The organism is Flagellimonas algicida, assembly GCF_049629585.1.
Taxonomy (GTDB): Bacteria; Bacteroidota; Bacteroidia; order Flavobacteriales; family Flavobacteriaceae; genus Flagellimonas.
Map to the genome: position 1 here is coordinate 903,879 of NZ_JBMYIX010000002.1, position 13,785 is coordinate 917,663.

The 13,785-nt window shown below is 44.1% G+C and carries 13 protein-coding genes; 2 read left to right on the forward strand and 11 right to left on the reverse strand.

Annotated features, from left to right (window positions below; all coding sequences use genetic code 11):
- Positions 1-63: 63 nt before the first annotated feature.
- From argC to ACPD8L_RS12945, 9 genes are all read right to left on the reverse strand, one after another.
- The gene (argC, locus tag ACPD8L_RS12905) at positions 64-1,038 is read right to left on the reverse strand and encodes an N-acetyl-gamma-glutamyl-phosphate reductase (RefSeq protein WP_421810179.1); all 975 of its coding nucleotides are present in this window, start codon (positions 1,036-1,038) and stop codon (positions 64-66) included.
- Positions 1,031-2,221, reverse strand: a complete 1,191-nt coding sequence (gene argG, locus ACPD8L_RS12910) for an argininosuccinate synthase (protein WP_116216292.1) — start codon at positions 2,219-2,221, stop codon at positions 1,031-1,033. The genes argC and argG overlap by 8 nt, the downstream gene beginning before the upstream one ends.
- 77 nt (positions 2,222-2,298) lie before the next feature.
- Positions 2,299-2,913, reverse strand: a complete 615-nt coding sequence (locus tag ACPD8L_RS12915; protein ID WP_116216291.1) for a GNAT family N-acetyltransferase — start codon at positions 2,911-2,913, stop codon at positions 2,299-2,301.
- 220 nt (positions 2,914-3,133) lie between these two features.
- A complete protein-coding gene (gene mptB / locus ACPD8L_RS12920; RefSeq protein ID WP_421810178.1) occupies positions 3,134-4,486 on the reverse strand; it encodes a polyprenol phosphomannose-dependent alpha 1,6 mannosyltransferase MptB in 1,353 nt (450 codons plus the stop codon).
- Between the two features lie 3 nt (positions 4,487-4,489).
- Positions 4,490-5,974, reverse strand: a complete 1,485-nt coding sequence (locus ACPD8L_RS12925) for a cellulose synthase family protein (protein ID WP_116216289.1) — start codon at positions 5,972-5,974, stop codon at positions 4,490-4,492.
- A 1-nt stretch (position 5,975) separates the two neighbouring features.
- The gene (locus ACPD8L_RS12930; RefSeq protein ID WP_421810177.1) at positions 5,976-6,665 is read right to left on the reverse strand and encodes a glycosyltransferase family 2 protein; all 690 of its coding nucleotides are present in this window, start codon (positions 6,663-6,665) and stop codon (positions 5,976-5,978) included.
- An 83-nt stretch (positions 6,666-6,748) separates the two neighbouring features.
- Positions 6,749-8,359, reverse strand: coding sequence for a 4Fe-4S binding protein (locus tag ACPD8L_RS12935; RefSeq protein WP_423943695.1), 1,611 nt, complete (start codon positions 8,357-8,359; stop codon positions 6,749-6,751).
- Positions 8,356-8,769 carry a four helix bundle protein gene (locus tag ACPD8L_RS12940; protein WP_293304310.1) on the reverse strand — a complete coding sequence of 138 codons (414 nt, stop codon included), beginning with the start codon at positions 8,767-8,769 and terminating at the stop codon, positions 8,356-8,358. The genes ACPD8L_RS12935 and ACPD8L_RS12940 overlap by 4 nt, the downstream gene beginning before the upstream one ends.
- A gap of 40 nt (positions 8,770-8,809) precedes the next feature.
- Positions 8,810-10,159: an NAD(P)/FAD-dependent oxidoreductase gene (locus tag ACPD8L_RS12945; protein WP_423943697.1), complete on the reverse strand. Its 1,350-nt coding sequence runs from the start codon at positions 10,157-10,159 to the stop codon at positions 8,810-8,812.
- 101 nt (positions 10,160-10,260) lie between these two features.
- Here ACPD8L_RS12945 and ACPD8L_RS12950 point away from each other — a divergent pair, with 101 nt between their 5' ends.
- Entirely contained in the window at positions 10,261-11,313 is a 1,053-nt protein-coding gene (locus ACPD8L_RS12950) for a glycoside hydrolase family 113 (RefSeq protein WP_421810174.1), read from the forward strand.
- 96 nt (positions 11,314-11,409) lie between these two features.
- Positions 11,410-12,339, forward strand: coding sequence for a hypothetical protein (locus ACPD8L_RS12955; RefSeq protein ID WP_423943700.1), 930 nt, complete (start codon positions 11,410-11,412; stop codon positions 12,337-12,339).
- Here ACPD8L_RS12955 and ACPD8L_RS12960 read toward each other — a convergent pair.
- The gene (locus ACPD8L_RS12960; protein ID WP_423943701.1) at positions 12,312-13,046 is read right to left on the reverse strand and encodes a TIGR04283 family arsenosugar biosynthesis glycosyltransferase; all 735 of its coding nucleotides are present in this window, start codon (positions 13,044-13,046) and stop codon (positions 12,312-12,314) included. The two genes, ACPD8L_RS12955 and ACPD8L_RS12960, sit on opposite strands and share 28 nt — an antisense overlap.
- Complete coding sequence (locus tag ACPD8L_RS12965) at positions 13,036-13,773, reverse strand: DUF547 domain-containing protein (protein ID WP_423943703.1); 738 nt, start codon at positions 13,771-13,773, stop codon at positions 13,036-13,038. Before ACPD8L_RS12965 ends, ACPD8L_RS12960 begins: the two co-directional genes overlap by 11 nt.
- Between the last annotated feature and the right edge of the window lie 12 nt (positions 13,774-13,785).

The following is a 13,785-nucleotide window of genomic DNA, read 5'->3' on the forward strand; positions in this document are numbered from 1 at the left end:
CATTCCCGCGCAGGCGGGAATCTGAATTGTTTAACCCTTTGGCTACGCTCAGGGTATATTGGTTTAAAAAACTCCTGCTTTTAGCAATAGACCTTCGGTCTCAGGGAAACCGAACATCAGGTTCATATTTTGTACTGCCTGACCAGATGCACCTTTCAATAAATTGTCAATGGCAGAGGTGACCAAGATCAAATCCTCATGCTGGTGCAGGTGGATATGGCATTGATTGGTATTCACCACTTGCTTTAAGTGGATGGGTTCATCGGAAACATGGGTAAAGACCGCATCTGCATAAAACTCCTTGAATAGGGCTTTGGCGTCCTCCAAACTTCCGTCAAAGGTAGTGTAGGCGGTGGCCAATATTCCCCTTGTGAAGTTTCCTCGGTTTGGCAAAAACAATAGTTTGCCCACAGGATTTTTATAGGAGTCCAGGCTCTCTCCAATTTCACCCAAATGTTGGTGCGAAAAGGGCTTGTACCAGGACACATTGTTGTTTCTCCAGCTAAAATGGGAAGTGGACGATAACCCGACCCCTGCGCCGGTACTTCCTGTTACGGCATTGATGTGCACCTCATTTTTTAACAGCCCTGCTTTGGCCAAGGGCAACAATCCCAATTGGATTGCGGTGGCAAAACATCCGGGATTGGCAATGGCGTCAGCGGATGTTATGGCCTCCTTGTTCAGTTCAGGAAGTCCATATACAAACTCTTTTCCATTAAAATGAGCATCGGCCTTTAGCCTAAAGTCGTTGCTGAGGTCTATGATCTTGGTGTCCTTTGAAAAGGTGTTTTCCTTCAAGAATGAGGTGGAATTGCCATGTCCCAAGCATAGAAATACCACATCCACATCTGGATTCACCTCACCGGTAAAAGCCAAATCTGTCAACCCCAAAAGGTCTTGGTGGGCTGAAGTGATAGGTTTACCAGCCCTAGTGGTGCTGAACACAAAGTCAATTTCGGCTTGGGGGTGGTTCAATAGGATTCGGATAAGTTCCCCACCAGTGTATCCGGATCCGCCTATGATGCCTGCTTTAATCATTGTTCTGGTTTACATGGTTCGCAATTTTACCGGAATTGGATAAAATTTTAATGAATCCTTTGGCATCATCAGCCGTCCAGCCCTTGTTCATTTCCCCATAACTTCCAAAGGAAGCGTTCATAAGGTCATGGTCCGAGGCAATTCCATTGAGTTCAAATCGGTAGGGGTGAAGCGTGACAAAAACGTCGCCGGAAACATGCTTTTGGGTATCTGCCAAGAACGCTTCGATGTTTCGCATCACTTCATCCAAATAGTTTCCTTCGTGCAACAGCATGCCATAAAAATTGCCCAATTGCTCCTTTTGGTACTGTTGCCATTTGCTCAAGGTGTGTTTTTCCAAAAGATGGTGCGCTTTGATGATGATCAAAGGTGCGGCAGCCTCAAAACCAACCCGCCCCTTGATGCCGATGATGGTATCACCTACGTGGATATCCCTGCCAATGGCATATTTGGATGCGATGGCCGAAAGCTTTTCAATATTGGCCACAGGGGTGTCTTTTTCCCCATCCAAAGCCACAAGCTCTCCTTTGTTGAAGGTCAGTTTCAGTTCTTTGGGAAGCTCTTTTTCCAATTGGCTTGGGTAGGCACTTCCGGGCAGGGCCGAATGTGATGTCAGGGTTTCTTCACCACCCACGGAGGTACCCCACAAACCTCGGTTGATGGAATATTTTGCTTTTTCCCAAGAATAATCAATACCATTTTGTTGTAGGTAGTTGATTTCCTCTTCCCGGGCCAATTTTTTATCCCTGATCGGGGTGATGATCTCAATCTCAGGGGCCAAAATTTGAAAGATCATATCAAACCGTACTTGGTCGTTTCCGGCACCGGTACTACCATGGGCAATGTACTGTGCCCCGATTTTTTTGGCATGGTTTACAATTTCAATGGCCTGTACAATCCGTTCCGCACTTACCGAAAGGGGATAGGTGTTGTTCTTAAGGACATTCCCGAAGATGAGGTATTTGACCACTTTTTCATAAAATGTGGCAATGGCATTGATGGAAGTATAGGAACTTGCGCCAAGGGCCAGGGCCTTCTCCTCGATTTCCTTGATTTCTTCCTTGCTGAAGCCGCCCGTGTTCACACTTACGGCGTGTACTTCAAAACCTTGGTCCTGTGAAAGATATTTTGCACAATATGAGGTGTCCAATCCACCGCTATAGGCCAAAACTAATTTTTTCATGTTGTATTTCTTCTATTAATTGATGTTACGAGAGCAGTAAGAAACGGTAGCGTTCTCGACTGCGCTCGAACTGATATTTATTTTTGTTTCTTTTTTAGGAATAGGGCCTCTTTGATTTTTTTCAGTCTTTGAAAGGCTTTTTCGTTCCATTTTTTGGTTTCCGGTTTTTTGGAATTTGGGTCGTACAGCATACCGGTGCACAGACACATTTTTTGTTCTGTGCGGGTAAGAATATCAAAATTCTTACAGGTCTGACAGCCTTTCCAAAATTCAGGGTCATCGGTGAGCTCAGAAAATGTAACAGGTTTATAGCCCAGTTCATAATTCATTTTCATCACGGCCAACCCTGTGGTGATGCCAAATATTTTTGCTTCGGGGAATTTTTTTCGGGACAGGTCAAAAATGGCCTTCTTGATTTCCTTGGCCAATCCTTGGTTTCGGTAATCTGGATGTACAATCAATCCGGAGTTGGCCACAAAGTCCTTGTTGCCCCATACTTCTATATAACAGAACCCTGCGAACTTGTCTCCGTCCAGGGCAATAATCGCGTTCCCATTTTGTAACCGCTTCATGATGTACTCTGGGGTACGTCTGGCAATACCGGTACCTCTGACCTTGGCAGATTCCGTAATGGTATCGCTTATGATAGGAGCGTATTTAAAATGTGATTCGTTAGCAACTACAATTTCCATTGCAAGCGTTTAAACTGATAAAAAATTAGTGAAAGATGTTGGTTGTTTTTGCGGAAATGGACTCACCTATTTCCATAAATCATGCTGCACCCTTACGGGCGACGGCGGGGAGAAAATGGACGTACTGGAGCAGGGATGCTCAACGTGTTTGCTATGTATTGTTGTCCTTTCATTTCGGGGTTAAAAGTACAAATTAATTCCAATTGACCTAAAAACGGATTTAATTTTTAGGGAAATATAACTTTTTTGAACCTTTGGTTATCATTTCATAAATAAAAATGCCCATGACCAAAATGTATTCAAAGGCCAACAACCAAAGATTCTCCTTGTAATCCGGATTGGAATAGGCTTGATAGCTGAGTACAATGGCAAAGGACCACACCAAAGGAAAGCGATATTCGGTGAGGATGGCAATGCCCAAAAGAAATACAATATACCAAGGGTGCACGGTGCTGGACATGAAATAATACAGGGAAAGTGCAAGTAGTATAGAGGTTATTAGGGTCTGTAGGTTTTGGTTTTTCCGAAGGAACGTAAGGAGTAGGATGACCATGGCCATGACCTTGATTACAACCGCGCCATAGGTTTTGATCAACTCCCAAGGTTTCGCTTCGTAAAAATGCACGGCTATTTTTTTGATTCCATTGTAGATTCCGGCATTGAATTCAAAGTTAGAGAACCATAGCCCAACGGTATCTGAATAATTATCAATAAAAGAGGGGGAGTAAAAGGGAAGAAGCAAAGCCGCGCAACCCAGGCCCACCAATAAATAAAAGGCTGTACTTTTTTTAAATCCCAAGTATTTCAGCAAAATGGGTAAGAAGAGTATGGGGACCAATTTCACCATAATGGAAATGGCATACATAGGAGCTGCCCACCACCATTTGCTGCAGGAAATAAGGTATAGGGCCCACAGAAAGAAGAAGAGCATGGCTCCTTCAAAGTGAAGGTTTCCGGTAAGCTCAATGATGACCAATGGGTTTAGAAAATACCAGAAAGCCATGTGACCGGGCCTGTTGAGCTTTTGTAGCAGCTTTCTCCCAAAATATAGGACACCCAAATCGCCCAAAATACTGATCAAACGTAGGGCAATGATAGAACCGAGCATGCTGCCGCCACTTAAAAGGGATGCCAAGGCAAAGAAAAACTGGTTTACCGGGGGATAGTTGCTGTAATGCTTGCCGTGGATGCTTCCCATGCCTGCATAGAGCTCATCGGCATGGGCAATGGGCAGAGAGGGTTGCTCCATGAGCTGGTCAGGGGTGTACAGATAGGGGTTGATGCCATTTTTGATGAGTTCCCCATCCCAAATAAATCGATAAAAATCTTGGGAAAGATTAGGTTCTGCAACAAGGAAAATCAACCTAAAAAGGATTCCCGCCACCAAAAGGAACTTAAAGTTCCATTTTTCAAATTGGATGATCTTGTAGCAGAAAAAGAACAGCCCGCAGAAGAGGGTCAGCAGTTTTATATAGTCGGTACGGTGCAGGTCATAGGCGAAACTGGCATAGAACAACATACTCCCGATGACAAGGAGTATCGGGTATTTATGCAGGCGCCAGTAAGATAGCATGGTCTATGCCTTGGAGGTCAATGATTTAAAGAACACAAAGCCAAAGCCTAGGAACAACATCAAATGGAATGGGAAAAGTCCATAATCATTCAATGGGATGGCGCTGTACATGCCAAATAGGAAATAGACCATCAAGGCAAATTCCAAAATCATGTTGGGCGATAGTTTCTTGGCCAAATACTTATTGCCCTTCCACGTATCGGTAAGGTTGTTGATGTTGAACTTGGGCGTACGCACAAATTCACTTCGCTTACCCAAATGCCCCTCCAAAACGGCAACGGTATTGTGCAAGGAGAAGCCCAATGCCACCGAAAAGAAGGTGAAAAAGAGTTTGATGTAGTCCACAAAATTGTCAAAACTACTGCCTTGGATACTCTTGTAGGTAAACCAGTAACAGACAAACAGGATAATGGTACTGATGATAAAGAAGCTGGTCACCTCAAAAATCCAACCCAAATGACCGTACATGTTTTTAATGTACAGCATGGGAATGCTCAATAGGGCAACGATGAACACGCAGAGGAACATGGAACTGTTCAAGAGGTGCATTACCCCATGGAATTTGGTTTTAAAAGGAATATTTTTGGCAGTGATCACACTCCAGACCGTTTTTCTAAAGTTTTCAGCCCCACCTTTGTTCCAACGGAACTGTTGGGAACGTGCGGCACTGATCACTACAGGAAGCTCGGCGGGGGTTTCAACATCCTCCAAATATTTGAACTTCCAGTTTTTCAATTGGGCTCGGTAGCTCAGATCCAAATCCTCGGTCAAGGTATCACCTTCCCAGTTACCGGCATCCAAAATGCACTGTTTTCTCCAGATGCCCGCGGTACCGTTAAAATTGATGAAGTGTCCTTTGGAGTTTCGTCCTACTTGTTCCAAGGTAAAGTGAGCATCCAAAGCAAAGGCCTGGATACGGGTAAGGGTGGAATAATCACGGTTGATGTGCCCCCAACGGGTCTGTACCACACCAATTTCCTCGTCCTTGAAGTAAGGAACGGTCTTTTTAAGCCAATCGCTTTCTGGGAGGAAGTCTGCATCAAAAATGGCGATGAACTCACCTTTGGCGATGGCCAAACCTTCTTTCAAGGCACCGGCCTTGAATCCTTTTCGGTTTTCCCTTCGGATATGTTGGATGTCCAATCCGGTTTTTTGGAGTTCCTCGATGCGTTTTGCGGTTTCAATAACCGAGTCATCGGTGGAATCATCCAGTACTTGAATTTCCAACTTACTTTTGGGGTATTCTATTTTGGCAATGTTGTCCAACAAGCGCTCCATTACATATTCTTCGTTGTAGATGGGTAGCTGTATGGTAACAAAGGGAATTTCCTTTGGATCTAGCAGGTTGAATTTAGGAGCTTCTTCGTTTCTCTTTTTGTAGCCGAGGTAATTGATCAGGAGATTCAATTGGGCCAAACTGTAGAAGAATATCAAAATCAAGGCGGTACTATAAATGGCAATGATGATAAGAGCGATAGTAAGTCCCATATTATTTTATACTGTATTTAAAGATCCAACCCAAGATTTTTATGCCTGCAAATATAGTACCTTTTACCGTTCCTGAAACTTTTGACACTCCTATTCGTTGTTTGTAACGTACTGGTACTTCGATATATGTCATTTTTTTTCTCAAAATTTTAAGCTGCATTTCCACGGTCCACCCGTAAGTCGTGTCCTGCATCCCCAATTCTTTGAGTTTTTCGTATTTAATTGCCCTAAAAGGACCTAAATCCGTAAATCTGGACTTAAAGAACAATCGCATCAAAAAAGTGGCCAACCCATTGCCAAAAACCTGTTGCGGGGTCATGGAACCTGGTTCCCGAAGCGCTTTTTTTCGCGCACCTACCACAAAATCAATATCATTCTCCAAAATTGGGGCGACTACCTTATCCAGCTCTTCCGGATAATCAGAGTAATCTCCGTCAATAAATACGATGATATCGGGTGCTTTGGATTGTTTGGATATGTAATCTATTCCTTTTAGGCATGCGGAACCATATCCTTTGCGGGTTTCGGTGATAACGGTAGCCCCAGCTTTTTGGGCATTTTCTACGGTATTGTCGATAGAACCATTGTCCACTACAACAATCTCAGAAACATGTTTTGGCAATTCGGAAACCACCTTGCCTATGGAATCTCCTTCATTGATTGCGGGAATGATTACCTTGATGTTGGCCATAGGCATTCTTTGGATTTATCTTGAAGTTGCCAAAACTACACTATTCCACCGATTTTGACTTGATGGACACGATTCAATGGGAATTATTTTTGGTTCACCAAGTCCATAAGGTCAACGTCGTTGCCCAGCAACACTTGGTTGCTGTCAATACGCCCCTTTTGTGGACCATTTTCCAATTTTAGTACTCCCCTTGGGCAAACAGCGGAGCAGATGCCACACCCCACGCAACTAGAACGTACAATGTTTTCCCCTTTTTGGGCATAGGCACGGACATCAATGCCCATTTCGCAATAGGTGGAGCAGTTTCCGCAGGAGATGCATTGACCTCCGTTGGTGGTGATACGGAAGCGGGAGAACAAGCGTTGCTGAAAACCAAGCATAGCAGCCATGGGACAGCCGAATCTACACCAGACCCGGTTTCCAAAAATGGGATAAAACCCGGTTCCGATCACTCCGGAAAAAATACTTCCGATCAAGAAGGAATAGGATTTGCGAAGGGTTTCAGATTTGAACAAGAACACATGCCCTTCACCACTAAAAAAATGGAATCCGATCAAGGCCATAATAATAACAAAATAACCAATGGCCCCATATTGTGCATCTTTTTGAAGTTGCTCCCTTTTAAAGAGCATTACCCAACCAAAAACCAAGGTCAATAACGAAGCCACACCTATTAAAAAGGTGCTTTTGGTGAGCCAATATTTGCTCGTGTCGGTGCCTAAATAGGAGTAGATGACAGCGGTGGTCATGAGGGTTACAAAAACCACTACGCTGTGAACCACCCAACGTTCAATTCGCCATGCCTTTACGGATTTGTCGCTGAGCTGTCGGAAAGAATCCCCGGCGGTCTCCGCCAGTCCACCACATCCGCAGACCCAGGAACAGTACCAACGTTTTCCGTATTTGTACGTAAGAATGGGTGTGATTACAAAGATGGAAAGAATGCCAAAAATCAACAGGGCAAAGCCAATATCCCCCGAACTTAAAAATCCTTTGATGCGATAGCCTTCAAAATTATAGTAATTGAGGGGCCATACATTTTTAAGGTCGTAGTAGGGCAAACTGCCGCCATTTAATAGTTTGTCACCGTTCAAACGGGCCATTAATTCGGGAATGATAAAGGCAAAAGCCGTTTGAAATAGCATCACGCTGAACGTCCGTAAGCGTTCGTAGCGATTGTGACGGTATTTCCACAAAAATTTTACCCCAAAGGCCAAAATGGCCACGGTATAGAGGGTACCGTATACAAACCATTGGCTGGCCGGGTTCCCGCTCAAGGCTTTGCTGAGGGGGTCAAAAAGGGCAATGACCCCTTTGTTGCCTCCCTTGCTGGCCAACCCCAAATATTCGGGATAAAAATAAAGTACAATATAGAATCCGGTGAGGGCAATTCCCACTATCCAACCCCAAAACCCTTTATTGGAAATGGATTTGAACCAAACCCCGTCGTTCTTAATACCGGGCAGTTTTTTGGAATAGGCTTCCCAAGAGAACCAAAGAATGCCTGTGAACAGCGTGGATAACGAAATGGTCAACCAGAGTGTCTTGTTGGGGAAGGAGACATTAAAGGAGGCCAATAGCATAACGGCCAAACCGAACATTCCCACCAAGGTGGCGAATTTTTGGTTTCGGGTAATATTTTTGGGCGGTTGGCCGGTAAGGGCCATGCTTTGACTATGCGTTTTATGGTTCATGGTTTGTTGTCCTTTTTTAATGATTTGAACTTTTGACCTTTGAATTCTGATTTTCTTAAATAGAACATGAAAGCCCCAATTTTGTTAATCTCCATTTCAATGATTGATTGTAGATGTTCAATTTGTTCTTCATGGATCAGCTTCTTGTCCAATGCTCTGTAAAGTTGTGATTTAAGTTCAGAGCAAGACCCCTTGGAATAGCTTAAAAAATTATGGAATTCACGATTTCCATCTCTGCCAAACCCTTCGGCAATATTGTCCATAATTGAACCAGAACTTCGCTCCATTTGGTCCCTTAATGAAAAATTCTTGCCAAGTGGGGTTGTTCCAAAAAGGTTTTCGATTTCTTTACAAATGGTTCTGGCCAACTGCCAAACTTCCAAATCTTCAAATTTTTCTATTCTTCCCATATCAAATTTTAGAAACACTGAACCATGAACATTAAACCATTTAATTGAACTGAAAGATGCGTTTTAAACTTTTCTTTTTGGGTTTGATGGAGGTCCCGAAATCAGCATTGTACTTGGAAATAATGTCAGCTTCATATTTTTTATAGAATTCTGGGTCGAAATTGGCATCCGCCAAGTGCTCCAAGACAAAATCCACAGTACGCTCCTCGTTGAGCCAACGGTCAAATAGCTCATGTCGCATTCGGATACCAAAGGTATTGATGCCCATAAATTGCTTGGAGTCTTGGTGAAAGGCAACTGTTAAGCAGATTTTTTCCTCTGGGTGTCGCCAGTGGAAATGCATTTCATGGGCTTCCTTTCTCCGCTCGGAAAATACCCAGCCATAAGTTTGGTACTCAATGTCCAAAAACTTGGCGGAGTTGAACCAATGTCCGGGATTATAGACAATGCGGTTCCCGCAAATCGTTTGGGCCAAGGTTTCGCCCATCATGCGACCGGTGTACCAAACTGCTTCAATGGGTCTGCGGTTGCCAATGGCCTCGTGCTGCTCGGCACAATCGCCAATGGCATAAATATCCTTGATATTAGTTTCTAGGAAACGGTTCACTTTTACACCTCGTCCCAGTTCAATGCCGGAATCTTTTAGGAAATCAACATTGGGGGTGACCCCTGCGGTGAGGCCCACCAAGTTGCAGGGAATTTCTTCATTGGTTTCGGCGATGATGACGGATTTTACCCGCCCATTTTCGTCCGAAACAATTTCTTTGAGGTTGGTGCCCAATCGAAGGTCGATATGGTGCTCCAAGATATGTTCATTGATCATTTGGGATTCGCCAGAAGGGAGCACCCCGTTCCAAAAACTGGTCTCACGTACCAAAAAGGTGACGGGAATATCCCTGCTTCGGAGCATTTCGGCCAATTCAATACCAATCAATCCCCCGCCTACGATCACCGCTCTTTTACAAGCTTCCTTGTTGGGGGCATTTACTTCCAAAAGGTCGAGATCTTGTTTGGAATAAAGGCCTTGGACTCCATGTAGATCCTGTCCGGGCCAACCAAATTTATTGGGTTTGGAGCCTGTGGCAATGATGAGCTTATCGTAATGTAGGGAACTTACATTATCTATGGTGAGTTTCTTTTCTTCTGGATTGACTTGGGTAACGTAGCCCCGTACCAATTCTATCCGATTCTTTTCCCAAAACCAATCTTCATAAGGTTGAATGTGCTCGAACTTCATATGGCCCATATACACATACATGAGGGCCGTTCTTGAAAAGAAATGGTCGGTTTCCGCAGAAATGATGATGATGCGTTTATCGGACAGTTTGCGGATATGCCGCGCTGCGGTCACTCCAGCAATCCCATTCCCGATAATGACAATGTTCTCCATAGGATTAGATTGATTGTGGCTATTGTGTCGTTTTTAAAGATAGGAACTTAACGCTTTGTGTTAATTTAGAAAGGTTTTAATTAACAGCAACCTAACCAATAATGGATTATTTTAGGGAGGTACATTTTAAAATTATGGTGCGATTTGCGTTTTTATGGTGCCTTATCCTTCTTTCCTGTAGTGGGCAAAAGCAGGAAAAAATCAATGGGATAAGTTTTGTGGGATCTCGAGAAGAGGTGTTGCAGGCGCATGTGAACCCTGTGTTGGATATCCATGCCAACTATGCAGCAGTAATGCCCTTTGGTTTTATTAGGGATTTGCAATCTCCAGAGTTGGTGTTCGATACGGAGCGCCAATGGTATGGGGAGACCAAACGAGGGGCCAAGCAATACATAGATATGTTGCACCATAATGGGGTCAAGGTAATGTTGAAGCCCCAAATTTGGATTTGGCGTGGAGCTTTCACGGGGGATATGGTCATGGAGTCCGAAGCTGACTGGAAGACTTTGGAGAATGCGTATGCCAAGTTCATTCTGGCGTATGCCGAATTGGCCCAGGAAGCCCAATGCGATATGTACTGCATTGGTACCGAACTGGAGGAGTTTGTAAAGAATCGACCTGAGTTTTGGCAGGATTTGATTCTAAAGGTGAAAAACATCTATAAGGGCAAACTTACGTATGCAGCCAATTGGGACGAGTATACACGAACCCCGTTCTGGGGCCAGTTGGATTTTATTGGGGTGGATGCGTATTTTCCATTATCAGAGCATCGGGAGCCTTCCCAAGAACAATTGCGAAAGGGTTGGCAGCCTTGGAAACAGCAATTGAAGACTCTGTCCGAAAAATTTGAAAAGCCCATCCTCTTTACGGAATTTGGATACCGGAGCATGGATTATACCGGGAAGAAACCCTGGCTGGTGGATAGAAACCAAATGGAGGTGAATCTAGAAGCCCAAGCAGCGGCCACCCAGATGATCTTTGATGAATTTTGGGATGAGGATTGGTTTGCCGGAGGCTTTGTCTGGAAATGGTTCATACACCATGAGAAGGCAGGGGGGCATGCCGATAATAGATTTACTCCCCAGAACAAACCTGCGGAATCCGTGATACGGAAACACTATGCCCGGATTAAGAAATTGGGGCCCCAAGGTTAAGGAAAGGAATTGTTAAGAATTTTCCCCTAATCAATTGTAATCGTAGCTGTTTTTTTGCCATATTTGTAATGCACCCTTCCCCAAAAAAACACAATAATGAGATTACTGCAAACCCTATTCTTCTGGGTCTGTGCTTGCTCTGTTATTTTGGCGCAAGAGGACCATTACACCGTAGTTGCCCAACCTGGAGACGGAATTTTTTCGCTCTTGAGAAAGCAAGGACTGGACCCTGTGAAACACTATGGCGAATTTCTTGAGTTAAATTCTGAAAAAATCAAAAACGGGACCCAGTTGCAGGTAGGGGTTGGTTATGAAGTGCCCAGAGCCAAGGATTCCTTTAAAAACACAGGTGTAGTGGTGCAGGCCCAAGATGGTGTCGAGACCTCTATTTTTGATGGTGAGTTGGGCCAAATGTCCCTGAAGAGCGAGACCTTGAAAAATGCAGTGTATTACCTGATTGTTGAAAATACGGAGCATACGGATACCTACGCGAAGGAGGTTACGGAAAATTTGGCGGCAGAATTGATGGTTCATGGAGCACAAGTCTATGTTTTGGGACAGGAAACCGCTGATTCTTTGGGTTTGGACAAACCTCTCACCCAAATGGAGAAGATGGGAAATTACATTGAGGCCATAAACAAGAGATACATTCAGAATAGTGGGAAATACCAAAGGGTATTGATGATACGGGCAACGGACGTCAATGCAGGGAACAACATGGACGTAGCGGTGTACCACTATGATAAAAGCGAGTTGGGACAACGATTTGCCAGTAACATCCAGAATGTTTTTAAGGAGAATAGCATATCCAATCGTACATACAAGAATGTGGATATGATCTTTGATGATAAGGGAAGCCTTTACTTGGCCAGGAACATTCTTCCGGCCATAAGCCTAATCACCTTGGAGAACACCACCAAAAAATCAAATAAAAAGATAGCGGTACAGCTGGACAGAAAGCGGTTCGCCAATCTCCTTACCAATGGCATTATGAACGATTATGCCGACTTGGAGATTGAGGAATGAGCCTTTGCTGTAATGTTTTTGGTATAATAGCGGTGTAATTTCTCTGGCCCTGCCCCAGTGAAATTTTTTAGATGGATCATTGCAAAATAAAACTGAAGCCGTAGCCATCCCACTTCATCGTACTTTCTTGCGGATGTAATAACGGAGTAAGGCAACACCTTGAAACGGGTATGGCGGTACAACCTTTGGATAAACTCCGTGTCCTCATAAATTGTATAGGTTTCGTTAAATCCGCCTGTTTCTTTAAAAAGACTCGATTTTATAAAAAGGGACTGATCTCCGCCCCTGCACAGAATATGATTGATGCGGGAGAACCAAGCGAAAAATTGTAAAAGTGGATTTCGAGTGTCAAATTTCATCCGAAAACATCCGGTTTCATGACCTTTTTCAATCGCATTCAAGATGACTTGGTCGAAGCCTTTGGGAGGAAATGTGTCCGCATGCAAAAAGTAAAGCACATCGCCTTGCGCATGTTCGGCTCCAAGATTCATCTGTTTGGCCCTTCCTTTTTCTGACTGAACGGCCATTGCCCCATGCTTTTTTATAATATCAACGGTGTGGTCCGAGCTGCCTCCATCCACACAGATAATTTCCCGAACAAGATCGGGTGAGGATGACTGTTGGATATAGTGGAGCAATGTTCCAAGATGGCGCTCTTCATTGAGCACAGGAATAACGATACTTATGGACAGGGGCTTAGCGGGCATCGTTCAAGCTCCAGTCATATTCCAAGTATTCTATTTTGACGTCTTCGGGAAGTGAACGATCTACATAAGGGTTGATGTACTCCCGAAGTGACCTATTCTCAGTGAAATCGCCTTTGTACCACTTGAATATTTTGGATAAATAAGCGGTATTGCCTTCAAATTGGTTCCGTTTGGGGTCATTGATGAAATCCAAAGCGGCTTGGTGTAGTTGACCCTCCATGTTCTCGGCGGTAAAAGCCGAATTGAGCAATTTGGGGCAGGAATAGGAAGCGCAATTGATGGCAAAATGAATTCGGGCTTCGTTCATTTTCCGAAGAATCTTGTGCTCAATGTCATTTAAAGATAGAACATCGCTTCCCACCCTGAGCCATTCCTTGTCCCAACGGTTGGGAATGTCCTTTATGCTTTCCACCGGATAATGGTCCACAATGAGCTTAACGGTCCCGGCATTGTACAGGTTGATGTAATAGGCCAATTTTTCGTTTTTGGACCAGGATGTTGCAGGTGGATTAGTGGAGAGTTCCCCCAAATAGGCATCCAAACGGGATACCTCTTTTTGCAACCCACCGTAGTCCACATCCCCATCTTCATCTACATACTGTTGCACCAAAGTGTTCCATAGGGTGTGCGATGGAGGGGTCGATGTTTCTTGATGCTCAATTTTTACACTCTTTCCGCCGCAACAAATCAGAATCAACCCTAAAACGATGTGCAAAACACTGTTCATGACCAATAATTA